Source organism: Nitrososphaerales archaeon (genome assembly GCA_032906765.1).
Lineage (GTDB): Archaea > Thermoproteota > Nitrososphaeria > Nitrososphaerales > Gagatemarchaeaceae > DASPPF01.
This window is the reverse complement of sequence record JAJTZB010000001.1, coordinates 358562-382833: the sequence shown is the minus strand read 5'-3', so window position 1 is coordinate 382833 and position 24272 is coordinate 358562. Positions and strand designations below refer to the sequence as shown.

The following is a 24272-nucleotide window of genomic DNA, read 5'->3' as shown; positions in this document are numbered from 1 at the left end:
GGCCCGTTACTTATCTTTCTTTATCCGAAATCGGCGGAGTGCGTTGTCACGATTTGATTTCTCAGGTCCTGGGCCTGCTGAAGCGTGAAGTCAGGTTCTGTCGAGACGAGGACCAGCTTGTTCCCCATGTTGAACGTCATGATGTTCACCTTCTCCCGCTTGATGAAGGTGAACTGGATTTTTCCGAAGTACTTGTCCCAAGTCCTGTCCGTGCTGAGCTGAATTGTGATGTTGGCAATAAGCCTCAGGTCCTCGCTCTGCGGCTCGAGCGAAGGTATGCCCTTCTTCATACCGCCCGCTATGGTCCGCCCTGATTCGTCCAGGATTGACGCGGACCGCACCCTCCTGTCGAACTTGAATATCTCCGTGCAGATCTTCTCGTACTGGACCTGCATCATTCCTGAGCACAATGTCTATGGTCTCGGTTCGATATAAACGGAACGTCGCAAAACACGAGAGCTTCCCTTCTTTCGCGGGTCGAGATAAGATGAGGCGATTGTTCACCATCTTAGACTCCGTCTCTGAAGTGTTCCTGGGCGAGTATCATGGACCATCATGGCTTTGGAAATTGCACTAATCCTGATTGGTGCCGGCGTCGGATGCGCGCTGGTGCTGCTGGCGACCCGCAAAGGCTACCTCGGTCGCTCGAGGAGCAACGGGCGGGAGCCCGCCTCGACCTCCGAGCGGGTAGTCTCGGGCCCGTCGCCAATCGAGCCAGCCCCGTCTCCTCTCCCAGTGCTGTACGAGAGCGTACAACCGCCACCAGTCCCATCGCAGCCAGTTGTCTCCCAGTCGTCATCTCCCGGACTGACACCACTCAGAAGGAGCGGCACGACTTACAAGCGACGGACTGCGCCGAGGCGACCGCTCGTTGGTACCCGGCCGCAGACACAACCGCCACCGCAGACAGAGAACAAAGAGCCCAACCAGTAGAACAGAACGCGCGGGCTTGGGCTGGAAACGCCAATAAACCCGCCCCGTGCCATTCCGTCAGATGAAAGGGGAACCGATGATCGGGCTCCACGTCTCGATTGCCGAGTCCCTCGACCTTGCGTTCGACAGGGCGGTCGAAGCCGGTTGCACAACTTTCCAGATCTTCACGCGCAACCCGCGCGGATGGAAGTTCAAACCACTTGCAGACGAACAGATATCAGCCTTCTTGGAGAAGAGGAGGTCTTCGAAGTTCAGGAAGGTCGTCGCCCACATGCCTTACCTCCCCAACCTCGCGTCTCCGGACCGGGTCACGACGAAGGCGAGCAGGCACGCTCTGAACGAGGAGGTCAGGCGGTGCGACCTCCTGGGCATCGAGTACGTGGTGACACACCTCGGAAGTCACTTGGGCAAGGGAACGATGGTCGGCGTGAGGAACGTGGCAGAGGCATGCAGCGAGGCGATAGCCGGGAGCAGAGGCGACACGACGATCCTTCTTGAGAACATGGCTGGGCAGAAGAACTGCGTGGGCGCGAGGTTCGAGGAGCTGAAGCAGATACTCGACCTAGTAGGAAAGAGTGAGAGGTTGGGCGTGTGTCTGGACAGCTGCCACGCCTTCGCCTCAGGTTTCGACCTCTCCAGCCGGGCTGCGGTGGAACAGACGATGAGAATCTTCGACGAGCTCGTCGGCTACGAGAGGCTCAAGGTTGTCCACCTGAACGATTCGAAAGGACCACTAGGCAGCGGCCTGGACAGGCACGAGAACATAGGGAAGGGGAAGATAGGGCGGATGGGGATGAAGGCGTTCCTGCGCTATCCCGGCATCCTCGAGAGGCCCATAATACTGGAGACGCCCTACAGAGACCTCAGGGGGGAACGTGAGAGCATGGCCACCGTGCGGGGACTTCTCGCCTGATGCCTGCTCACGATAAATATCACTCGCAATCGAAGATTGTCGCGGGCCCGTAGCTCAGATCCGCAATGGGAGAGAAGCCAGGTAGAGCATCGGGCTTTTAACCCGAGGGTCAGCGCATGCCCCTAAACGGGTTCGACTCCCGTCGGGCCCGCAGAACCATGCCGAATGGGAAAAGCTTAAGACAGTATGTCGTACGTATTGTACGACATGCCCACCATAACAGTCAGAATTTCCGAGGAGGAGAAGAAGAGACTTCTCAAGCAGGGAACGCTTTCGCAGTCCGTCAGGGAGGCGCTCGAACTCTACCTGAACACGAAGAAATCTCGGGAACTCATCGGAAAGCTAGAGGCACTCCAGCGAAGGGACCCAATTGAAACCACGTCCGCCGACGAAGTCAGGTTGATCAATGAGGACCGAAAGCGTTGAGAGTCGCGGACAGCAGCTACATAACCGAAGGGCTGCTGAAGAGAAAGGGGCTTCTCGAGGAAGATTTCCTTCTCACCGTTGATCTGGCTGTGTACGAAACCGCCAACTCCATCTGGAAACACCAATGCTTGCTCAAAGACTTGAAGAACGGGGCACCCTATGTGTCCATACTTCACGAGTTGATAGAATCCGGCAGAATCCGCGTAATTCGCCCGGGGAAGGAGCTCATGGAGAAAGCATACTCACTTGCGGCGAAATACAGGCGGCCCATCTACGATACAATTTTCGTGGCGCTGGCGCTGGAATTGGGCTCCGAGCTCGCGACCTTCGACAGACGTCAGACCGAGCTGTTGCGGAGCGAAGCGGGCAACTAGTAATGAATCCAACAACAGTCCATAGCCGGAATTCACAGACTGCCGGGTTCGAACCCATGCCGGACCGAACCCGGGGGGTTTCGGTACCATTTCTAGCACCGATTTTGGTGCGGTTCCCGTCGGGCCCGCGGAACATGCTCACTGTGAACCGCCAAGGCTTAGCATCTTTTGCGTTCTCCGCCCGGTGCCAAACCGGGTCCAGGTCGCAGTACATGCGCTCGTCCCCGCCTATCTCGACCTCCTTAGCACAGCCAAGTCACCTGTGTCCGCTGCCAAGTCGGTCGGAACAAATAGACGGCCGCCATGGTAGTCCATGCTGCTGATCTTGGGCAAATTCAAATTGAGAGGGTTTCTCTGGCTCGGGTCGTTTGCCTCCTCACTACCTCTTGAATGGTCACCTGCAATTGTGTCAATGACGTTCGTCTTCCTGTCTATCATTCGAACGACGAAGTTGTATCGGTCTCCCACAAAGATGTTGCCTTCCTCGTCCAAGGACAACGAAATCGGGCCGTTGAAGCGTGCCGTTCTGCTGCTGCCGAACGTTGCGAATCTGGCGTCTCCGCCATCACCCTCGTAGCCTCCCACCCCTGTTCCCGCTATTGTGTGCACGCGCCTAGCTCGGACATCTATCATCCTGATTGCGAAGTTCTTGCTGTCGAGAACGTAGACGTTCCCATCTGGGCCTCTCCGAATGTCGTAAATCCAGTTGAATCTGGCATCTTCGAAACTCGTTGCCTCTAGCTGGAAGCCCGGTTGGCCGTCTCCCAGTATCAGCACAGGCCTGCCTGCCGGATCAAACCTCCACACCCTGCAACCTTCAACCTCATTGACCCAGACGAACCCTTCATCGTCGACCACGCAATTCCCAGCATGCTTCATCCCAATGGCCGAGCCATCGACGAAAAGTGTGGCTTCCTTCCTGTCTGCGTTGATGCGGTAGAGAAGGCTGCTTCCAAAGTTTGATATTACCAGTGTCCCGTCGAGCATGCTGTCAATGTAAATCGGGAATTGAAGCGTAGTGGATATGTTTCGTACGCCCTCGAAAACGGTATGAGCGGCCACTGTCCACTCCAACCTGCAACCCTCGCCGAGAAGACCGAGGAAGTGCTTCTTGTGCTCCAGTACGTACCGGTTCCCGGCTCGGTCATGAAAGCCGAAGTGCACGAATCCGTCTTTGCACAAGTCGCCGGCTACAAAATCGAAATGAACCACTCGTTCGACTTCCCATCTAGCCATTCGACAAGCACTCGTCTCCTTGTTCTCCGACTAATTAAGGAACGAAAACTCTTTCCGAGCCGGAGAATAACGAGCATCGCGTAGTCCTCTCGACTACATGTCGAGCAGATTGGGGCCCACCCCCAACTGGGCCCGTGACTGGTCCGACCAAGACTACCTGGGACCAAGTTCGACTCCATCAGGACGTGAACCCGTTAGTTCGAACCCATTTCCAGTTGTGAATTCACAGCGGGTCCCGTCAGGCCCGCGGCAAAGTTCGTAAGAACCCTTATATCCACGTAAACATCCTTGTTTACAGGAAATGACCACGATCCAAGTCCAAGTAAGGATTCCAGATGAGCTAGTCAAGGAACTGGACCGCTGGATTGCGGAAGGGAAGTTCTCGACCCGCAGTGAGGCAATCAAGACCATTGTTGCTCTATACAATGAACGAGAGCGCACCCGGAAGTTCTATCAGACCCTCCAGAAGAGAAGCGCGGAAGCAAGGAAGAATCCGAGGATTCTCATTTCACTCGAGGACGTCTTTTGAGCTTCAAGGTCTTGCTGCACCCAAAGGTAGCAAGATCTCTGAAGAAACTCCAACCTTCTATCGGGAGAAGAATCCTGGAGTCCGTTAGAGAACTCGAACGATCACCGGAAAAGGGCGACCCGCTGAACCCATCGCAGTTCTGGAGGCTTCGGGTGGGCGATTACAGAGTGATCTATGAAATCGACAGACAGACCAACCAAGTGGTAGTGCTTTACATTGGACACAGGAAGAACGTGTACGACCAGTTCTCAAGGTTGTTCTAGACCGATTTCATCCGGTTCGAACCCACGCAGGACCGAACCCGAGGGGTTTCAGTACCATTTCCAGCACCGATTTCGGTGCGGCTCCCGTCGGGCCCGCATCTGTTCGGGTTCGACTCCCTTGACGCTCTTCGGATTTGATCCCGTCTGCACGTTCATACCATTTTATTTTGTTGCCATACGATATGCTTCTGTTTCGTTATCGAGTGGTGACGAGGGACTCCCGAGCGTGCAACACCCGAAAATGAAACAGGGCCCTTCATGGCGAGCCAAACCTTATTACATGCAACACACCGCATGTTAATGAAGCGAATTGCTGGCCGCCGTATACTACGGGCCGGGCGACATCCGAACGGAAGACCGCGAGGTTCCTCGGGTCGGTAGGGAGGACATCCTCATCCGCCCTTCTTTTGTCGGCATATGTGGCTCCGACGTTGAGGCTTTCAACAAGGGCGGCTACGCCGAGGGGACGATAATAGGACATGAGTTCGTGGGGATAGTGGAAGCAGTCGGTAGCGATGTCACCTCAGTCAGAGAATCGGACTACGTGACTGCGAACGCCGTAGTCCCCTGTGGGGCATGTCACGCATGCCGTGTCGGTAGACCGAGCTTGTGCGAAGACCTCGCCATGATCGGTATCAACACAGACGGTGCACTGGCGGAGCGCATTCGCGTTCCGGCGTGGACCGTCCACAAGCTCCCCTTGAGCATCGAGCCTGCCCACGGACCACTCATCGACCCACTCAGCAATGTCGTCCACGCGGTCAAAATCTCAGCCTTTGGGCCAGGAGACGCGGCAGCCGTTGTAGGTGCGGGGCCCATCGGCCTTCTGTTAATAGACCTCCTCAAGACCTCCGGCGCTTCTAAGGTCGCCTCCTTCGAGACGAACCCGGCTCGGCTAGCCCTAGCTGGCAAGGTCGGCGCAGACCACCTCATCAATCCCGCAGAGGAGAACCCTGGCTCAATGGCAGATGCTTTGACCGATGCGAAGGGATTCGATGTAGTCTTTGTGGCAGCGGGTGCGGGGAAGGCTGCTGAGATGGCCTACGACCTTGTGGCTCCTGGGGGCGATATCATCGTAATAGGGCTCATCGAGGATAAGGCCACAGCGGACTACCTTCGCATGGTCCTCTCCGAAATCAGTGTGCGCGGCAGCTACCTCGGCTTCAACGAGGTTCCTGTCGCAATCGACCTCCTCAGCAGAGGCGTCATCCATGCTACCGCAATAGTCACGAAGACCACCCACGGAATCAAGGCGGCCGTGCGGGAGGCGATTCCGTCTTTGGCAAGACCTACATCTACCGACGGCAAGGTGGTGGTCGCGATTGGAGGGGAAATGTGATGTACACGTTCGGTTCCAAAGGTTACTTGGAGGAAGTTCAGAGAAGGACCAATGCGGATCAGACATACCTGGGCTTGGCCAAGGGGGAGAGCCTCGGCTATACTATGGTCATCGAGCCCGAGCCCGCAAAGGGCGTGACGGAGCGGCGGGTTATCGGCTACCGAACCGAGGACGGCCCCATTACGGAGATTTGGGAGGGGGAGCGGCCCACCAACATAGTAATATCAGCACCCTACGGGATCTGGGTGAGTATCCTCCTGGGAAAGCAAAGCGTCACGCGGGCGTTCCTGACGAGGAAGCTCCGGCTCAAGGGGAACCTGGCGACAATCCTCAAGATGTCCAAGTCCACTGACCGATGGCTCGAGGTTCTGCGGACCATCCCGACCGAGTTCCTGGGCGAATACCAGAAGGACAGCCTGAAGGGCGTGGAGTAAATGGACATTGGGGGAGCGCTGGGCTACGCTCTCGTGATACTACTTCTCGTCTTCGTCGTGGGGACCACGGCATACTGGGTCACCTACTTCACGGGCGGCGGAACGCAGGTCACGAACGAAGTCTGGTACACGAAGTTCGAGGACGCCTTCCCCGTTGCTGATGGCTGGGCCGCCCTGGCTTCTCTCCTAGCCGTGTTCTACATCTTGCGCGGAGATTCTCTGAAGGGGCCCTTCTTCCTCGCGGCAAGCGGCGCCTCGATCTTGTTCCTCGCCTTCATGGACATCACCTTTAACTTTGAGAACGGCCTGTACTCCCTCGTTCCGACCAACGGCGCGATGCAGGTGGAACTGGTGATCAACGTCTTCACGGCATTCCTCGGCGTGTTTGCTCTCGCGGCAGGGCTGGTCTTCCTGTGACGCAACTCCCCCGGTGAATGATGTGCGTGTGGGCTACACCTGCCAGAAGGTCTCGCCCGTAGAGGAGGAGCCAGTCTCGGCGCAGGACGACATCCCTGACTCCGTGGCTATCGAACTGTACCGGAAGATGGTCCTCTCGAGGACTCTAGATGAGCGACTACGGACAGCGTACGAGAACCTCGAGTTTCGAGGTGAGCTCCACCTATCCATGGGTCATGAAGCGGTCGCCGTCGGCGCAGTCGCGGCCGCAGAACCGTGTTTCGTCTCCTCACACTATCGAAGCCACGCCCTCGCCGTAGCGAAGGGCCTCGACCTCAAGGCCGTTGCTGCGGAGATCTATGGTCGGGCGACAGGAGTGTGCAAGGGAAAGGGAGGGCACATGCATCTCACGGACCTTTCGAGAGGATTCGCAGCCACCAGCATCGTAGGTGCTTCCGTTCCCATTGGCGCAGGCTACGCTTTCGCCTCAAAGCTTCTTGGCAGGGGCACTCCGACCCTTGCTTTCATGGGAGATGGCGCGCTCCATCAGGGGGGCGTAATGGAAACTTTCAACATCGCCTCCATCTGGGGCCTCCCCCTCCTCCTCGTCGTGGAGAACAACGAGTTCGCATTCAGCACACCTTCGTCGACCCATTCTTCAGTTCAGCCTCTGGCCGCAAGGGCGCGCGGGTTCAATATTGCGTCTTATACGATGGACGGCATCGATGCGAATGCGGTCTACGCCTTCGCCTCCACAGTCGTGAAAGACGTCATGTCAGGCTCGCGCCCCATCTTGGTGGAGTTCAAAGTGCCGCGACTCTCGGGACACGTCGAGGTAGTAGACTTCGAGGACTACCGGAGTGCGAAAGAAAAAGCGAAACTGGTGGAGAGGGACCCCATCGCAGTGACGAGAGCGACGCTTCTCAGCCAGGGCGTGCTCGACGAATCCAAAGACGAACAGCTTCGCAAAGAGGCAGCCAAGCAGGTCCAAGAAGCCCTCGAGTACGCTGCCTCGTCCCCTTTTCCGCCGGCCGACGAGGCATACAGCGGTGTTGGGTGAGGAGCCGCATGAATCGCGAACTGTACATGTATGAAGCGATCAACGAGGCTTTGAGGCAGCTCCTTGAGGCGGACCATCACGTTGTGCTCCTGGGTGAAGACATCGGCCAGATGGGCGGAGCGTTCTGGGTGACTCGGGGACTTCAGGATGCGTTCGGCAAGGACCGTGTAATCGACACGCCCATCAGCGAAGCGGGGTTCCTTGGTATGAGCGTCGGCATGGCCATGGGCGGCCTCCGTCCAATTGTCGAAATCCAGATGATCGACTTCGCCCTCCTCGGAATGGACGCAATTGGAAACCACATGGCGAAGCTTTCGTACATGAGCGGGGGTCAGATCCGCCTGCCAATCGTGATTCGCGCGCCCATCGGTGGTTACTACGGTGACGCAGCCCAGCAAAGCCAAGTTCTTTACGGAATCTTTGCCCATTTCCCTGGACTGAAGGTCTTGGTGCCCAGCGACCCCTTCGACGCGAAGGGGCTCCTGCTCCAGGCAGCTCGGGAGGATTCGCCTGTCCTGTTTCTGGAGCACAAGCAGCTGTACGGTGTCCCCTTCATGGCCTACGGAACCCGGGGTCCAGTGCCAGAGGAGCCATACACGGTCCCCATCGGGAAGGCAAAGGTCGCGCGTGAGGGGAGAGATGTCACCGTCGTCAGTGTCGGCTATGGCGTGCACTTGGCGCTGGAGGCAGCCGAGCATGCCAAGGAGTTTGGCGCGGATGTCGAGGTAATCGACCTCCGGTCCCTGAAGCCCCTCGATGCTGAGGCGGTGCGAACCTCGGCCCTGAAAAGCCGACGCGTGGTCGTCGTGGACGAGGACTACCGGAGCTACGGTCTGTCTGGAGAGATCGCGGCAGTCCTTGAAGAGGACAACGCCACGCGCACAGCCATGCAGGCCTTCGCACGTGTTGCGAATCCCGACGTTCCTGTTCCTTTCTCTGAGCCTTTGGAGCAGGCCGTTCTGCCGAGCGCGGACCGCATCCTCGATGCTATCAAGGAGTTGATGTGACAGTGGAAGCCGCACCGGCCTCGTCCCGATGGGGTGTCCTGGCTGCCTACATGCTCACGGGAATCGTGTCTCAAGTTCTGTGGATCACATTCTCACCTATAGATTCTCAGGCGTCGAATGTATTCGGGGTGTCCGTAGGCGACGTTGGTCTCCTCTCGGCCGTCTACCTCCTCGTGTATGTCATCATGTCAATACCTGCGGGTTACGTCATCGACGCCTTTGGCTTCCGCCGCGCGGTACTCTTGGGGGCGGCATTGCTGGCCTTCTCCGGCGTGACACGCTCCCTTTCGTCCAGCTTCCCGATGGTGTTGGCGTTACAGGCCGTCGGCGGCCTCGGGCAACCATTCATCCTCAACAGCATCTCCAAGCTTGTCAGGGCCTGGTTCCCAGAAAGCGAAGCTGCTCTGGCAACGGGCATCGGGACCCTTTCTTTGTTCATTGGCATCCTCATAGGCCTCGGACTGACACCATCCTTGGTCGAGATGTTGGGGTTCGTCCCAGCTCTCCTCGCCTACGGCGGCCTGTCTCTCTTAGCCCTGCTAGCCTTCTACGTACTCGGCAAAGAGAGAAAGAAGGGCGTCGAGGTGGAAGAACGTGTCACTGTCACCCGAATCCTCGACGTATTGCGGAACAAGAATATCGTCGTCCTGTCAATCCTGTTCTTCATCGGTCTTGGGATTTTCAACGCCGTCGCCACATGGATTCAACCCATGCTCGCCACGAAGAGCATCGGCGCGGACCTGGCGGGTCCACTAGGCAGCCTACTGATCATCGGAGGAGTCATCGGGTCGGTCGTGATTCCTGCTCTTGCCGATAGGTACCACACATTGAAACGTCCTCTGCTTGTCTGCCTCGCCGCCTCCAGTGTGCTGTGGTACCTTCTGGGTGTCCTCACCGAGACCATTCTAATCGCGGTGGTACTCCTCGTCCTCGGATTCTTCTTCGTCTCGGCGCTGCCCCTGGGGCTGGAGCTATCCGCACGCTCTTTGGAGGGGCGGGCTGTGGGAGTGGCGAATGCAGTCGTATGGGAGTTCTCGCAAATGGGGGGGCTCGTCCTGATTCTGGCCTACGAAGTTGTATCCATATCGTCCGGCTGGGAGCCCCTCTTCTTCCTGTCCTCCGCTCTTACACTCGCCTCTTTGATCTTTGCGTTGCTCCTACGAGCCAAGTAAAGCGAAAGAAAACCTGCCTGGTGAACAGGAGCCAACGCAGATCCGAGCATCTGAACAAGCTCTCGACGTGCCACGGTTCAATATCCTCTTTTCGACCGAGTGCAAGGTCGGGCCCCATCGGGCCCGTGCTAACGCTTCGTCAGATATTCGATGTGAGTTCTCGGATTAGCGCAGGGGGTTCGAGTCCATTGAGGCATGAACCTGTCATTCGAACCCATTTCTAGCTTCATTTTTGAAGCGTGTCCCGTCGGGCCCGCATCCATTCAGGTTCGATTCCCCTGTCCCCCTTCGGATTCGACCCCGTCTGCTCGTTTATACCATTCCGTCTGTGAGAATCGGCATCTTCGTTAATACCCTAATTCGCCTACTCAAGTCTGAACATGAAATGCAAGGAAAGAGCAATGGTTTGGCGTTTTTCCCGACTGCGATTCCCCGTCTGCTCGGCACATTCGACCTCGGACACCTCTACCTAGGAGGACGAAGGCGGGGGTACGATTTCCTGTTCGTGGTAGCCGCTTTGTACATGATAGTAGCTGTCGGAGTTTTCGTTCCTGGTGTGGTCCCCGCCCCAGTCATGGCTCCTGGCTTCGCACGACCTGATGCGTTTTGAATCTAGTCCTGAAATCTGTATTCGCGCTCCGCAATGCATTTCGAGCAGGAAGCCCAGATCGTTCCGACGTTCCTTTGCGCAAGTCAGCCCCTGGGAGCCCCATCGTTCAGGGCATGCTCGTAGTCACTTTGTCGTTCCTCTTGATCATCTCGTCGTTTCCGCTCTCAGTTGGCGGGGTGCCCGGCAAGCCTCCAATTCAGCACGTAGTCATCATAGTCGAGGAGAACCACACCTTCGACAACTACTTCGGTACATACCCAGGGGCGAACGGAATCGCAGGCGCGACGCCTCAACCATCGACGAATAACTCCACGACCGCGAAGCTCGTCAAGCCGTTCATGATCAATACCACGACTATTGCCCACGACCTCTGCCACGACTGGACGTGCGCCCATCAAGCCTACGACAACGGGAGCATGGACGGCTTTGTGACTGCGTCCAACTCGAATCTGACCATGGGTCACTTCAACCCCTCGCTCATTCCCTACTACTGGGATTACGCGTCTCAGTTCGTCCTGCTCGACAACTTCTACACCCCGGTCATGACGGCGAGCCTCCCCAATCACCTCTATCTGATCGCTGGACAGTCGGGCGGTTTGGTTGGTAGTGCTAACGCTGGTTTCATCAACTTCACCTCAAGCAATGTACACGACAACACGTTCTACTTCAAGTCGATAGTGGATGAGCTCGACGCCAGTCACATCACTTGGAAGTACTACGCTGGGGGCTATTACTATCTGAACAACTGGAACCCGCTGCCCGGTTTCGCATCATTCAAGAGCAATCAAGCAAGGATGCGGAATCTCGCTCCCCCCGGACAATTCGCCACAGATGTAGCGGACCACAAGCTTCCAGGTGTTTCCTGGATAATGCCAGCAACTGACGAGGAGAGTGAGCACCCACCCTACGATATTTCCAGTGGGGAACAAGACGTGGTGTCGATTATCAACTCCGTGATGGCCAGTCCTTATTGGAACTCGACGGCCATCTTCTTGACGTGGGACGACTGGGGAGGATGGTACGACCATGTTCCACCTCCTCAGGTGGACCAGTTCGGCTACGGGTTCAGGGTTCCCTGCCTGATAATATCTCCCTACGTGAAACAGGGCTACATCGACCACACGCAGGGCGACTTCACATCCATCTTGAAGTTCGTCGAGACAGTCTATTCCCTGCCACCGCTTGCGAGCAGGGACGCCTCCGCCAACAACCTGATGGAAGCCTTCGACTTCTCGCAGTCTCCGGGACCTCCGCTGCAGCTACCGGGGCCATTCGTCTCCGACCATTACCCCCTGACCTTCCCGAACGGCACTCTTTTCGGAGGAGCAACGTCCGCATCGCAATCCAATCCAGCCACGACAACCACAACAACCACGACCACAGCCATCACACGAGTTACAACAAGCACCGCCGTCCAAACTATCACCATTGCCAATACGGATCCTGTCACGACAACAACAACCACGACCACAGCGATTACCCGCCTTGCAACAATCACCGGTGTCCAAACTATCACAGTTGCCAATGCGGCTAGTCCCTCGAGTGCAATTCTAGTCGCAGTCCTACTGGGCTGCATGGTTGGCTCAGTCCTGCTTCTTGTTCCCCGGCGGCTGGGATGGGCCCGTCCCGGCCAAGGTTGAGCCACGAACAGAATCATGAAAGCTGACGCGACGCCTCGAATACCATGAGACGTAGCTTCAGATCGATGTTTGCGATGACCACGTGACTTCGCATTATCCCTAGCCAGGAATCTGTGGCAGGGCTTGTTTCCTCACGACCTTCACTTGTCCTGGGCTAGGTGTGTGGTCCAGCCATGCGTATTGTCTCCCAAGCAACGGTTCTGGTCTGAAAAGTAGAAGGTGCGAATGTAAACTTAAAACACCCTCGCGGGGTCAGAACCATCGACGCCCAGGTCGTATAGAGGGTCATCCGTACAATGGTCCAGTATGCTGGCCTGTCACGCCAGTGACCCGGGTTCGAAATCCGCGCGACGAAAATCCCGGCCTGGGCGCCTCTCAGACTTTTCGCACTTTGCTTCTACTTGGGAACCCATTAATATCCAACCGACAGCGCAAAGAATTGCGATGAAGGATATTCTCCGAGAATCGGGAATCGGGACGCGAGCGCTATGGGCCGGCGAAGAGGGGTCCTCTGTCGGTGGACCAACGCAGGTTCCAATCGTCCAAAGTGTGGCTTTCAGCTACAAGGACTTTGAGGAGTGGCATAACGTCGCCCTAGGACGCAGGCGCGGCCACATCTACAGCAGGAACACCAACCCCACGGTCTCGGCGCTTGAGGAGAAGGTCAGGGCCCTCGAGGGCGCGGAAGCTGCCGTCAGCTTTGCCTCTGGGATGGCTGCGATAAGCAACGCCCTTTACACGATTTTGAGACCTGGGGACCGCGTCGTCACAATAAAGGACACATACGGCGGCACGAATCAGCTCTTCCGTGAATTCCTTCCGGAGATTGGAGTCAAGGTAACCTTCTGCGATACAACCGACATTGAGCAGATTGAGAAGGAGGTCGCGAAGGGATGCAAGGTCGTCTACCTTGAGACTCCCACCAACCCGACCCTCAAGGTCGTGGATATCGCTCGTGTGGCCGAGGCCGCACACGCAGGCGGGACCACGGTCTTGACAGACAACACGTTTGCCACACCTGTGAACCAGCTACCCCTGAAACTCGGATCCGACGCCGTTATTCACAGCGCGTCGAAGTTCCTAGGCGGACACGCGGACGCGCTCGGCGGAATCTTCTGCGGCCAGAAAGCCCATGTGAAGAAGGTGTTCCACTTCAGGGAGATAAACGGGGCGGCTCTGGATCCCTTCGCCGCCTACCTTCTGCTCCGAGGCCTCAAGACACTGCAGATTAGGGTGGAGAGACAGAACGCGAACGCCATGAAGATCGCCGAGCACCTAGAGGGTCACGACGCGGTGAGGGAGGTCTACTATCCCGGGCTCAAGTCCCATCCCCAGCACGAGGTCGCGAGGCGGCAGATGCGAGGAGGATTCGGGGGCGTCCTGAGCTTCACTCTGAAGGGCGGCCACCGCGCTCTGAAGACTTTCCTCCCGAAACTCAGGCTGGCGCATCGCGCGGCGAACCTGGGCGCGGTCGAGACCACTGTCGGGTCGCCCGCCACCACCAGCCACGTCGAGGTAAGCGCGCGCGACCGCGCGGCGATGGGCATACCAGAGGCTCTGGTCCGCTACTCTACAGGGATAGAGGACGTCGAAGACCTGATTGCGGACCTCGACCGAGCTCTGGCATCAGTCCGCCAACGGTAGGTTAGGATGTGAACCTCACGGGTTCGACGCGCTGCTTCCTCACCTGTATCTTCTTCTGTACATCCCGAAGATGAGCAGGTCATACACGACCTTCGAGACCCCACCCAAGAGGAGCGGCGCAGAGAGCAGACCATAGGCGAACATGGCTGCGCTAAAGGGCCCCCCCGCGAAGGCGCTGATGCTCCTCGACGTATTTGTCACAGCGTTCGCCGTTACCCTGTCCTTCTGACCGAACAGCTCCGTCATGAAAGACTGTCGCGTCGGGACATCCATCTGGGACATGCTCTGCCGGACGAAAAGCAGCGCGAGCGCACCCAGGAGCGTACCTGCGAATGGAATGAGGAGCAGAAAGACGTTGGAGACTAGATGAGTTGTGAACATAGTCCTGAGGTTTCCGAACCTGGTGGCAATGAGGGCCGCCCCGTAAATGGAGACCGCTGCGATGAGGTTCGTGACAAGGAAGACTGTCCCGAGCAGTGAAACATGGGCGTGGTAGCTCTGCTGGAACCAGTAGGACAGAACGTATACCGAAACGAAGCTGCCACCGAAGGCATCAGCAGAGAAGAGCGCTGAGAGTGTGATGACCTCGCGCCTGGTCTGCGGGTCGAGGTTTGCTAGGCCCGCTTTCTGACCCTCGGGTCCGACAGGTTCGATTCCGCGGAGTCTGGAGTAGACGACCGCCAGGAGTACACCTACCAGCGCGAAGATTACGAACAGTCCCTTGTAGACAAGCAGGCCCCCGCCCAAGTAGTCTGGCGCGCCGGCGGTGAACGAGCCGATCGAGGCGGCAAGATAGCCCACCAAGTTGTACACGCCGAACGCCTTGGTTGTGCCAGAGGCTCCTGCCAAGTCTGGCAGGATTCCTGCCTCCACCGACTGGAAAGGACCCGCTTCAGTCCCCGTCGGGCTGATGTTCCCGATGAAGCAAGCTGCGAGTATCAGGAAGGGCGCAGGAGTGAGGGCAAGGGTGAGTCCCGAGATAATCATCAAGACGCTGAAGAAGATGAGGGCGCGCCTCCTCCCAATCTGGGCCTCAAGCGAGGCCAGCACTATGTTCGAGAACGCGTTTCCAGCTAAGATGGCAACGAGGACCAGTCCGACGAAGAGGGCAGAGTATCCCTCGACCGTCAGGTAGGAGGGCACAAGGATGCTGAGCAATCCGGAGACGTAGACCCTTGTCGCCTTGACGACGTACAGCGGCAGTATCCTGGATTGCATAGAAGCACCCGAGGTTGCGCACCTGCTAGACAGCGTGCTCTAGCCTTGCCGCACCCCTCTCTTTCGAACTGCAGTATTCATACAGCGCATCGTACAAGGGGAATTGGAGTCGCATGTTCTCAAAGTCGTCCTTCGCGCGCGTCCTGAATCCAATCGCCGCTGCTTCCAGACCAGCAGATTCCGGCGGAGCGTCTGGGATTTTGGCGTCAGCCCCCCTGACAATTCTGGCTAGTTCTAGCAGGGCTGGGTCCTTCAGGCCGAACTTCCTGATGATGGCGTCGAAGCTGACGTACTCCTTCCCGCCTTCCTTGTAGTGGGTCAACTCTGCGCCCTGGGCGTCGAACGCGGTCGCTCCCTCCCTTCGAGACACCTCGAGGACCTTCTCGGCGGGCACGAAGTGGAACTCCGCTGTTGGGTCGACGAACCTCTTGATCAGCCAGGGGCACGCGATTCTGTCAACCTTAGCCTTCTCCCGTGTGACCCATTTCATTGGCAGCGGCCGAGCCTGCTCTCCCCGGCTTCATATCTAAACGCTAGCCGTCCGTGGAAGCGAGAGCGACTTCACACTTGGGCCTGCAGTTGCCTCTGGGCGACGAAGCCTTCCACCGCACCGCCAGAGAGGACGGCCCGTTCGACCACGACAAGGTTGTGTCCCCGGAGAATCGTTGTAAGTTCGTCGTTCCACGTTGTCCTTCGTATGATCTCCGGTAGCGCTTCGAACGTGTAAGAGACGCCAGAGTCCACTCGCCTGAGCAGACCTTCTGCGACCTTCAAGAAACCGTAGATGTAGACAGAGAGGATTGGAGACATGGGTCCCTTCGGCCTGACGAAGTCGTAGATTACTGCGCGTCCTCCCGGCTTCAGGACGCGTGACACCTCTGACGAGAACCTCTCCAGGTCGCAATACTTCACTGCGTAGCATGAAACGACGACATCGAAGGAGGCCTCGGGGAAGGGCAGCGCCTCAGCGTCCGCGTTCAGGAGGGCGCCGGAGCAACCCAACCTCTTCCTCAGGCCGATTCGGAGCATCCAGTCCGAGAGGTCGAGCCCGACGACCTGGCAGCCGGCACCCTCGAGCCGCTCTTCCATCACGCATGTCCCGCATCCAACGTCGAGAACTGCCTCCGACCTCCCTAGGACTGATCTCTCTACAGCCCATCTCTTCCAGTACCTGTCCTGCAGCAAGGTGGCCCCGTCCAGGATCCTGTCGTACGAGTCCGCCAGCCCGTGGAAGAGCCTGCTCGACACGGCTTTCAGTCCCTCCGCTTCGTCCACCTCGAGGTGCTGCACTTCGGCTGAACCCACCTTGGTGGAAGCTTATATCCAAAGGGGCTCAAGAACGGGAGACGAGACAGACCAAGGAACCCGAAGCTCGGAGAAGCCAGCATTGACGCAGCCCGAAGTGGGAAGGAGCCGGGAGAACGAATGGTACGTCCCTCGTTTCGGTCCGAGACGATTCAGGCTTCTGGTGGGAATGAGCTTCCTCCCGTACACCCTGATGAACGCAAGCTACGTCGTGATCGGCTCAACGCTGCCCTCCAGCGTCCACTGGGACAGGGTGGCCGTTCTGGTTGGCGTGTACGTCCTGGCGGTAGGGATATCGGCCCACGCACTCGACGCGATGGGCCCAAACAGGCCGTGGGGTACGTTGCTTTCCAATCGTCAGCTCGCCGTCCTCGCACTCTCGTCTCTGATTCCAGCCCTTGCCTTGGGCGCTGCCTACTCTGTCCTCTACGCCCCGTGGCTCTTCGTCGTGGGCGCAGCTGAGCTGTTCTTCCTTTTCGCCTACAACCTAGAACTGTTCCATTCTCGCTTCCACTCCGAAGGGTGGTTCGCGTTCAGCTGGGGCTTTCTACCTGTGGTCGCGGGGTATGTCATGCAGACCAACGGCCTGAGTATCCCTGCCCTCGCTGGAGGCCTCTTCGGTCTCGCAACGGCCTACCTTGAGGCAAATGCCTCTCGCCCCTACAAGATGCTCAAGAGCGGAGCCGAGAGTCAAATAACGGAGCAGGCGGGACGCTTCGAGAAGATACTCGAGGGCGTCGTGGGGAGTGTCCTTGCCATCGCTCTCGCAATGGTCCTGCTCAAGGTCTTCGGGTGAACCAGCACCCGTAAGCGGTCAAGATGTTACTCGACGTTGAAGTAGAGAAACGCGAGAGATCCCCATTCGTCCCCCGCCACTATTGTGTACGCACCTGGCGGAAGCGACAGTGGCGTTGTGGCCGAGTCTGCTGAATACGTCCCTGCGAGCGTGGCGTTGGCCACCATCGGGAGGGCCGGCCCGTTCCCGGGTAGGACCACTGCGGCCGAGCTTTGCGCCTCAAAGGAGTATCCCGTTATCAGCCTGATGAGCAGCGGGCATGGAACGATCGGGAACATCTCGAGCGGCTTCGCTTGGGTGACGTTCGCTGCGGTGTAGGTCCCCTCGAAGAGGGCGACGCCGAAGGGATAGACCGAAGAGTAGCACGCTGTCATCCCGAGCCCTTCGATTGTCCACGATTGTCCTCTCGAAACGTTGTTCGGGGCGGATAGCGTGTTGAACTCTTCCACTCTGACCTGAACCGCGCGCCCCAGAGCAGGAGTTGTGGTGTTGACCGAGAGGTACAGCCTCAGCCCTTGGACAGATTCGACGAAAGTGCTTGAGGCGCTATGCCGCTGCCCAGCGCTGCCTCCTGCGAAGAGTGGACCGTTTACGACAGCGACCGTGCAGACAGCCAGAATCACCATGGCCGCGAAGAGGCGAGACGATCTCAACAGTTCTCGCCTAACCATCGGCGGGCACGGATATTATTTCTAGTTCGCAGAACACTCTGTTCTGGTCACGGTACCGTCAGGAACAGGTAGGCTGTCTGATAGACGAGCCCGTTCGTCACTGTCACGGCCACGGTGTATCGGCCCTGCTTCAGAGCTGCACCCGTCTCCAGTGCGACCTGCAGACTGACAGGACCGGTCCCCGGTGCGAGAGTAGACTCGCCCGTCGTGACGGTGATGAGTTTTGGCACACCGGTGGCGCCTTCCGAGTCAGAGACTTGCACCTTCAGGGCGGTCGTCCAACTGCCGCTCACTGTCAGGGCAAACCTTGCCTCGTGGCCGGGAAGGACTGTTGCGCTACTATTGCCTCCGTCCGCATCTACGGCAAAAGAAGGATGGAACGTGGCATTGACAAACCCGACATAGTTCCCCGTGGTGGATGTGAACCAGAGCCCTCCCTTCGCGAGAGCGACCGTCAGGTCGTTCTGGATGTCGCTCCCGTTGCTTATCGGAGGATTCGCTTCGCTGTACTCTGTCATCGTTTGGCTGAGCGTGTCGATCATCGCGATCTTGTTGCCGTAATGCTCGTTGAACCAGACTTTGCTCCCGTTCGCTTGTATGAAGTACGGCAGGGTTGTCGTCGTGTAGTTCTCTATGGAGGTTGGGTAGAGCGTCCAAACCGCGGAGTCTAGGTCGTAGGATGCAACGCTGGAAGGGTAGTGCTGAACGACCCAGACTTTTCCCCCAGAGACCGAAACGCTGTTGGGCGAGAAGAGCTCGAATCCGCTGCCCACCCGCGCGGGGTTGATTGTCCCTGCAATGTTCTGCGGGTCGAAAGTGTAGACACCCCCGGAGTTGGCAGCCGGGTCGATTGCAACGAAGTAGGCTTGCGTCGCGCTGACGAACTGCGCTTGGGCCGGCACCTCCCCCTTGGGAAGTGCGACACCGAAGGTTGCGACCGAGAGGTTCTGCGAAACTCTGCCAAGCACAGGCGCGCTTGAGAGCGAGGTGAACCACAGCGAGCCATCGGGGGCGGTCGCGAGGGTGTACGGAAACGGTGCCCTCTCTGATACGTTGATGACAGTCGTCGAGCCGGTCGCAGGATTCAGCCCGACCAGGGCACTCCCGTCGAAGTCAGTACCCCACACCATCCCGTTCCAGAGAGCCACGCCCCAGATTCCCGTCCTGTAGCCGCAGGTGCTCGTCCCCCTGCTCGCTGACGGCCAGGGGTACTCCACAAGCGTCCCGTTGGCGTAGAGGTGCCCAGCCCCCGGGACGGACTGCTCGCCGAACCAAACTGAACCGTCGGGCGCAGCAGCAATCGCGTTTGACCACCTCGATGGTGTGGGAAGCTGGTACTCTGTCACTGCTCCGAAGCTTGACGCCTTTAGGTTGCTCCTCAGGGCACCGCTCCCGCCCAGCAGCAGGCAGTTTCCTGGCCCTGTGGGACGGAGGCCGTACACGGCAATGCCTGCGACAACGACCACTGCTAGGACAGCGAGAGCCAGAGCTGCAATCTTCGTGTTGATGCCACTTCACACCTCCGGCAGGCAGTCAAGAGTAGGCCTGGAAGTCCTTGCCGAGCGAGCCCAGGGCTATCTTCTGCTCGAGTATCTCGTTAGTCCCCTCGTAGATTGAGGTTACCCTGGTGTCAGCAAGGTGTCTGGCAGGCCTGTTCTCAAGCGAGTAGCCGTTGGCCCCGAAGACCTGCACAGCCCTATTCGCAGCGTCGAAGGAGGCGTTGGCAGCGAAGTACTTCGCTTTTGTGATTGCCAGGTCGGTCTGGTCCCTGAGTCCCATGTCCTCGGGCTTCTCCTCATACTTCTGCTTCAGGAATGCCGCCCTCAGCAGCAACCATTTCGCCGCGTCCAGGTTCGTTGAGATGATGCCGATATGCCTCTGTACGAGCTGGTGCCTCCCTATCTTCTTGCCGTGCTGCACCCTCACGCCAGAGTATCTGACAGCCTCGTCGAGGCAGTCTTGGATTACGCCGACGCAGCCGGCTGCGACGCTCAGCCTCCCGCTCATCAGACCAGAGTAGGCGACCGAGAGCCCCCTACCACGCGGGCCCAGCAGGTTCTCCTTAGGCACCTCGACCTTGTCAAGGTAGATCGTCGCCGTGTCTGCCGTCGGGAGCCCTAACTTGTGTTCGATTGGTTTCGCCGTGAATCCGGGGGCGCCTGCATCCACGATGAAGGCGCACATCTCTTCCCGTCTCCCCTTCGGGTATGCGTAGATCAGGACGCTGTCTGCAATTGAACCGTTGGAAATCCACATCTTCTGTCCGCTGAGCACGAACCTTCCGCCCCTCTCTTCGAACGACGTCGTCAGCGAGGCTGGGTCACTCCCCGCTCCCGGCTCCGTCAGTCCGAACGCGAGGAGCTTCTCTCCCCTAGTGGCAGGGGTCAGGAACCTCTCTTTCTGCTCATCGTTGCCCCACATCTGGATTGTGAGCTGGCAGAGGGCTATGTGGACCGAGAAGAATGTCCTGACGCCTGTGCCCTCCCTGCCGATTCTCTCAATCGCGAGCGCGTATGTGACAATGTCTGCACCCTGACCGTCCCCGTACTTTCTCGAGATAGGCAGTCCCAGCAGGTGAGCCCTGCCGAAGACCGGGCCGACCTGGTCGTTAAGCCTCCTTTCCAGGTAACACTTGTCCTCAATCGGCCTAATCTGCTTGCAGGCCCTGTCCACCTGCTCAAGGATCATCCCCTGCTCGTCCGAGATGTCGAAGTCCATCTTGGATAGGCACGCGAATTCGTCCTGTTCTAGCATCGCCACTCGTTCCCTCCAACGGCCCTTCTAAGCTCTCCCTCTTAGATTTTCCACGCTCCCCTCGCGTGGACGCAGGGTCTCGGGGTTCGGTGGTCGAGAATCCTATGACTAAATGGGGGAGTCTGGTTATTCATGCAATAGGAACTGACTACAGCCCGCGTTGGTGGAAACAGGTCATGCTATCCCAGTTTTCATAGAATTTGGGGTTCTTTGTAGATGCCCCAGACCCGCCGTCCGACGTCCACTATCTCGCCGAGCGTCGCGTACTCCATGACCGCTTCGAGCATTGGAGTGATCGAGTTTGCGTTCTCGTTTTCAAAGGCTCGCTCGATTCTGTGGAGGGCTGCCTCGACCTTCGCCTTGTCTCTCTGCCTTCTCACTCCCTCCAGCCTCTTCGCTTGGCTCTTCTGCGCCTTGGAGTTGATCTTCAGAGTTTCTATCGGCTTCTTCTCCTCGACCGCGTACCTGTTGACACCCACGACCCCGTCCTTATCATCTTCCACCCTCCTAGACAGCCTGTACGAGTTCTCTGCTATCTCCCGCTGCAGGTAGCCCGACTTTATCGCCTTGAGTATCCCGCCTGCGGACTCGATCCTGTCGAAGTACTTGTATGTCTCCTCCTCCATCTGCTGAGTGAGCCACTCCACGTAGTACGACCCTCCGAGTGGGTCGATCACGTTGGGTACCCCAGACTCCTCCGCTATGACCTGCTGCGTCCTCAGCGCCACCTCGACTGCCTTCTCTGTGGGCAGGGCCCACGCCTCGTCGAACGAGTTTGTGTGCAGGGACTGCGTCCCTCCGAGCACTCCAGCCAAAGCCTCAATCGTCGTCCTGATTATGTTATTCAGGGGCTGCTGCCATGTCAGCGACGCACCGGAGGTCTGGGTGTGGAACCTCAGCAGCAAGCTCCTCGGGTCCTTCGCGCCATACTTCTCTCTCATCACTGTAGCCCAGATCTTTCTCGCAGCCCTGAACTTCGCTATCTCCTCGAAGAAGTCCATCGTGGAGTTGAAGAAGAAGCTGAGCCTCGGGGCGAACTGGTCGACCTTGAGCCCTGCTTCCTTGCCGAGCTCTATGTAGCCGAAGCCGTCGGCAAGTGTGAAGGCCAGCTCCTGGATCGCGCTGGAGCCCGCCTCCCTGATGTGGTAACCGCTGATGCTGATGTAGTTCCATAGAGGCATGTTCTTCGTGCAGTAGACCATCAGGTCCCTCACAATCCTGAGGTGCGCCTCCGGAGGGTAGACCCACTCCTTCTGTGCTATGTACTCCTTCAGCATGTCTGCCTGGACAGTTCCCCTCAGCCTGCTTATGGGGACGCCCTGCTTCCTTGCCACCCCGGCATACATGCAGGTCAGCACAGCGGCCGGAGCGTTGATCGTCATCGAGGTGCTCACCTTGCCGAGCGGAATCCCGCCGAAGAGAACCTCCATGTCCTTCAGCGACGAAACGTTGACCCCGCACCTTCCCACCTCGCCTCGAGCGCGTTCGTGGTCGCAGTCGTAGCCGTAGAGCGTAGGCATGTCAAACGCAATGCTGAGGCCTGTCTCGCCGTGCTTGAGCAGAAGCTTCAGTCTCCTGTTTGTGTCCTCGGGCGTCCCGAACCCGGAGAACATCCTCATTGTCCATCGTTTCCCTCTGTACATTGTCGGATAGACGCCCCTCGCGTAGGGGTAGACTCCGGGGTAGCCCTGGTCCGCGTAGTCGGAGGCTGTGAGATCCGCGGGAGTGTAGAGCGGCTTGAGCGGTATCCCCGAGGCCGTCTGGAAGTCGTCCTTGGTCTCACGCGACGCCTCCGTCCACGGGCCGAGGACGGTCTCCTGCCACTGCTTGACGCCCTTCCGGATGCTTTCCAAGGCCTTTGAGTCGTAGAGTGAAGCTTCTCCCGCCCTCCTCTCGACCACCGCCTTCGCTTTCCTCTTCCAGTAGGGGTCGTCTCCGCCTCGCAGCAAGCCTAGCGCTCGTCCCACTTGGTGGGAGATAAAGAATCTGATGCGAGAGAAGGACCCGGGCCCCCTGCTCTGTACACTTCCGCCTCAACAGCGTTAAATCGAGCCTAGAAGGCGCAGCCGCAATGCTCGAGGCTCTGGAGCACGCTGCGCCATCCGACTGCGTATTCGTCCACGGGGCAGGTGAGACCAACATGTTGTGGAAGGGAACGCTCCAGCAGCTGTCTGGGCCTGGGAAGGCCTCGGCGGTGAACCTCCCGGGCCATCCCACCGGCGAGTTGACGTGCACCACAGTCACTCAGTATGCCGACGCGGTCCACGCATTCATCAGAGAGAGCGGCCTCCGCAAGCCGGCCGTCTGCGGCCACTCCATGGGAGGGGCCATAGCCCTCACGCTTGCGCTAGAACATCCCGAGGGCGTCGGGGCCCTCGTGCTCGTCGGGACCGGTGCAAAGCTCGGGGTCCTACCCGAGATAGTCGAAGGCCTCAGGGACAAGCCCCTCAACCTTATCGAGAGGACGATAACGCCAATGAGTTTCTTCGAGGTCAATTTGGAGGTCGCGAGGGAGGCGAGGACCGCCCTTTCCTTATCCAACCCATCGGCCTTCCTCAACGACTACCTTGCGTGCAGTCGTTTCGACGTCAGGAGCAGACTTCCGGAGATTTCCGTCCGCACAATGGTTGTCTGCGGTGAGAGCGACAGAATGACACCCCCGAAGTGGAGTCACTACCTCAGCGCCAACATCCTGTCGTCCACCGCCTTCTTCATCCGCGAGGCAGGCCACATGGTGCCACTCGAGAAGCCAGGACCCTGCGGCTGGCTCATCCAGACGTTCCTTGCAGCGCTCAGTCGGTGAACTCTTCCCCGCCCCTCGCCAGCCTCGTGATCTCTCCCACGAGTGCGACCAATCCCTCCTGCGTCGCAGAGGAGACAGGGTACAGGTCAGCGCCGAACGAAAGCCTGCGTATGCTCCTGAAGAGGTCCGAGTAGAGGGAGTACTGGTCGCTGTCTCTCGTGCCCGACAGGGCGTCCTCGAAGACAGCCGTATTCTTGCTCCACTCGACGATTCGCTTGACCCCATCCCTCGCAATGTCCCTCTTCGTGAGGACAGACAGTCTGGGCACGTTCATCCGCAGCCCGACAGAGGCCGAGAGGAGCGCCAGCGACAGGAAGTTGACTGGGGTGTTGGCCAGGAGAGGGTCGAGCAGGAAAAGAAGAATCTTCGAGTCCGCCCTCATCTCCTTCACAATGTACTCGCCGCTCTCCCTGAAAGCGAACAGCTCTGTCTGCCCGGGCGTGTCCACTATGACGTACTCTGGCCGGTTCGAGTCTATCTCCTCCTGTAGCCTGCCCAGCTGCGTGGCCACCATGTCCGCCGCCAGAATCAGCGCGCCGTTCGGCCCGAGACCGTACCGCTCCATCAGGTCATCAAGGTTCACACTCAGCCTTATGTCGACGTCGGGCTCGTACGGCAAAGACACGACTCCCGGGTCCAGGTTGACAGCTATCGCGTCCTCACCCCTGTTGATGTACCAGTCCTTCAGGGCTTTGGTGAGCATCGACTTCCCCGACCCTGCTGTTCCAGTGATGAACGTCACGTCCATT

The 24272-nt window shown here is 58.4% G+C and carries 26 protein-coding genes and 2 tRNA genes; 18 read left to right on the top strand and 10 right to left on the bottom strand.

The window, feature by feature from the left end; translation table 11 throughout:
- Positions 1-20 precede the first annotated feature (20 nt).
- Complete coding sequence (locus LYZ69_02085) at positions 21-398, bottom strand: hypothetical protein (GenBank protein ID MDV3277239.1); 378 nt, start codon at positions 396-398, stop codon at positions 21-23.
- Between the two features lie 596 nt (positions 399-994).
- Between LYZ69_02085 and LYZ69_02080 the strand changes: the two genes are divergently transcribed.
- The 4 genes from LYZ69_02080 (at position 995) to LYZ69_02065 (ending at position 2646) form a co-directional block, all read left to right on the top strand.
- Positions 995-1846, top strand: a complete 852-nt coding sequence (locus LYZ69_02080; protein MDV3277238.1) for a deoxyribonuclease IV — start codon at positions 995-997, stop codon at positions 1844-1846.
- A 43-nt stretch (positions 1847-1889) separates the two neighbouring features.
- Positions 1890-1997, top strand: a tRNA-Lys gene (locus LYZ69_02075).
- Positions 1998-2053: 56 nt separating this feature from the next.
- Entirely contained in the window at positions 2054-2272 is a 219-nt protein-coding gene (locus LYZ69_02070) for a hypothetical protein (protein ID MDV3277237.1), read from the top strand.
- Positions 2269-2646 (top strand): type II toxin-antitoxin system VapC family toxin, encoded by a 378-nt coding sequence (locus LYZ69_02065; GenBank protein ID MDV3277236.1) that lies wholly within the window; start codon positions 2269-2271, stop codon positions 2644-2646. The genes LYZ69_02070 and LYZ69_02065 overlap by 4 nt, the downstream gene beginning before the upstream one ends.
- 228 nt (positions 2647-2874) lie before the next feature.
- Here the strand turns inward: LYZ69_02065 and LYZ69_02060 are convergent, their stop codons facing one another.
- On the bottom strand, positions 2875-3882 hold the full coding sequence (locus LYZ69_02060; protein MDV3277235.1) for a hypothetical protein: 1008 nt from the start codon (positions 3880-3882) through the stop codon (positions 2875-2877).
- Positions 3883-4183: 301 nt separating this feature from the next.
- On the opposite strand from LYZ69_02060, the gene LYZ69_02055 reads away from it, so the two are divergent.
- The 12 genes from LYZ69_02055 to LYZ69_02000 all read left to right on the top strand — a co-directional run bounded on the left by LYZ69_02055 (position 4184) and on the right by LYZ69_02000 (position 13976).
- A complete protein-coding gene (locus LYZ69_02055) occupies positions 4184-4411 on the top strand; it encodes a ribbon-helix-helix domain-containing protein (GenBank protein MDV3277234.1) in 228 nt (75 codons plus the stop codon).
- Complete coding sequence (locus LYZ69_02050; GenBank protein MDV3277233.1) at positions 4408-4674, top strand: type II toxin-antitoxin system RelE/ParE family toxin; 267 nt, start codon at positions 4408-4410, stop codon at positions 4672-4674. Before LYZ69_02055 ends, LYZ69_02050 begins: the two co-directional genes overlap by 4 nt.
- Positions 4675-4984: 310 nt before the next feature.
- Positions 4985-6013 (top strand): alcohol dehydrogenase catalytic domain-containing protein, encoded by a 1029-nt coding sequence (locus tag LYZ69_02045; GenBank protein ID MDV3277232.1) that lies wholly within the window; start codon positions 4985-4987, stop codon positions 6011-6013.
- A gap of 26 nt (positions 6014-6039) precedes the next feature.
- The gene (locus LYZ69_02040; GenBank protein MDV3277231.1) at positions 6040-6447 is read left to right on the top strand and encodes an SCP2 sterol-binding domain-containing protein; all 408 of its coding nucleotides are present in this window, start codon (positions 6040-6042) and stop codon (positions 6445-6447) included.
- The gene (locus LYZ69_02035; protein ID MDV3277230.1) at positions 6448-6864 is read left to right on the top strand and encodes a hypothetical protein; all 417 of its coding nucleotides are present in this window, start codon (positions 6448-6450) and stop codon (positions 6862-6864) included.
- Positions 6865-6877: 13 nt separating this feature from the next.
- A complete protein-coding gene (locus tag LYZ69_02030; protein ID MDV3277229.1) occupies positions 6878-7903 on the top strand; it encodes a thiamine pyrophosphate-dependent dehydrogenase E1 component subunit alpha in 1026 nt (341 codons plus the stop codon).
- 8 nt (positions 7904-7911) lie between these two features.
- On the top strand, positions 7912-8910 hold the full coding sequence (locus LYZ69_02025) for an alpha-ketoacid dehydrogenase subunit beta (protein MDV3277228.1): 999 nt from the start codon (positions 7912-7914) through the stop codon (positions 8908-8910).
- Positions 8911-8912: 2 nt separating this feature from the next.
- On the top strand, positions 8913-10082 hold the full coding sequence (locus LYZ69_02020; protein MDV3277227.1) for an MFS transporter: 1170 nt from the start codon (positions 8913-8915) through the stop codon (positions 10080-10082).
- A 385-nt stretch (positions 10083-10467) separates the two neighbouring features.
- Positions 10468-10692, top strand: coding sequence for a hypothetical protein (locus tag LYZ69_02015; GenBank protein MDV3277226.1), 225 nt, complete (start codon positions 10468-10470; stop codon positions 10690-10692).
- A gap of 113 nt (positions 10693-10805) precedes the next feature.
- Positions 10806-12332, top strand: a complete 1527-nt coding sequence (locus LYZ69_02010) for an alkaline phosphatase family protein (GenBank protein ID MDV3277225.1) — start codon at positions 10806-10808, stop codon at positions 12330-12332.
- Positions 12333-12598: 266 nt separating this feature from the next.
- Positions 12599-12703: transfer RNA gene (locus LYZ69_02005), tRNA-Asp, on the top strand.
- A gap of 73 nt (positions 12704-12776) precedes the next feature.
- Entirely contained in the window at positions 12777-13976 is a 1200-nt protein-coding gene (locus LYZ69_02000; GenBank protein MDV3277224.1) for a cystathionine gamma-synthase family protein, read from the top strand.
- Between the two features lie 39 nt (positions 13977-14015).
- On the opposite strand, the gene LYZ69_01995 is transcribed toward LYZ69_02000, so the two are convergent.
- The 3 genes from LYZ69_01995 to LYZ69_01985 form a co-directional block, all read right to left on the bottom strand.
- Positions 14016-15194, bottom strand: coding sequence for a hypothetical protein (locus tag LYZ69_01995; GenBank protein ID MDV3277223.1), 1179 nt, complete (start codon positions 15192-15194; stop codon positions 14016-14018).
- A gap of 25 nt (positions 15195-15219) precedes the next feature.
- On the bottom strand, positions 15220-15684 hold the full coding sequence (locus tag LYZ69_01990; GenBank protein ID MDV3277222.1) for a chromate resistance protein: 465 nt from the start codon (positions 15682-15684) through the stop codon (positions 15220-15222).
- Between the two features lie 71 nt (positions 15685-15755).
- Positions 15756-16484, bottom strand: a complete 729-nt coding sequence (locus LYZ69_01985; protein MDV3277221.1) for a methyltransferase domain-containing protein — start codon at positions 16482-16484, stop codon at positions 15756-15758.
- Positions 16485-16581: 97 nt separating this feature from the next.
- On the opposite strand from LYZ69_01985, the gene LYZ69_01980 reads away from it, so the two are divergent.
- On the top strand, positions 16582-17295 hold the full coding sequence (locus tag LYZ69_01980; GenBank protein MDV3277220.1) for a hypothetical protein: 714 nt from the start codon (positions 16582-16584) through the stop codon (positions 17293-17295).
- 26 nt (positions 17296-17321) lie between these two features.
- Here the strand turns inward: LYZ69_01980 and LYZ69_01975 are convergent, their stop codons facing one another.
- From LYZ69_01975 to LYZ69_01960, 4 genes are all read right to left on the bottom strand, one after another.
- Positions 17322-17948, bottom strand: a complete 627-nt coding sequence (locus tag LYZ69_01975; protein ID MDV3277219.1) for a hypothetical protein — start codon at positions 17946-17948, stop codon at positions 17322-17324.
- Positions 17949-18013: 65 nt separating this feature from the next.
- A complete protein-coding gene (locus LYZ69_01970; protein MDV3277218.1) occupies positions 18014-19432 on the bottom strand; it encodes a hypothetical protein in 1419 nt (472 codons plus the stop codon).
- A gap of 67 nt (positions 19433-19499) precedes the next feature.
- Positions 19500-20720 carry an acyl-CoA dehydrogenase family protein gene (locus LYZ69_01965; protein ID MDV3277217.1) on the bottom strand — a complete coding sequence of 407 codons (1221 nt, stop codon included), beginning with the start codon at positions 20718-20720 and terminating at the stop codon, positions 19500-19502.
- Between the two features lie 191 nt (positions 20721-20911).
- Positions 20912-22669: a methylmalonyl-CoA mutase family protein gene (locus LYZ69_01960; protein MDV3277216.1), complete on the bottom strand. Its 1758-nt coding sequence runs from the start codon at positions 22667-22669 to the stop codon at positions 20912-20914.
- A 122-nt stretch (positions 22670-22791) separates the two neighbouring features.
- Here LYZ69_01960 and LYZ69_01955 point away from each other — a divergent pair, with 122 nt between their 5' ends.
- Positions 22792-23523, top strand: coding sequence for an alpha/beta hydrolase (locus LYZ69_01955; GenBank protein MDV3277215.1), 732 nt, complete (start codon positions 22792-22794; stop codon positions 23521-23523).
- On the opposite strand, the gene LYZ69_01950 is transcribed toward LYZ69_01955, so the two are convergent.
- Positions 23513-24271, bottom strand: a complete 759-nt coding sequence (locus tag LYZ69_01950) for an ATP/GTP-binding protein (protein ID MDV3277214.1) — start codon at positions 24269-24271, stop codon at positions 23513-23515. The genes LYZ69_01955 and LYZ69_01950 overlap by 11 nt on opposite strands.
- Position 24272: the final 1 nt, after the last annotated feature.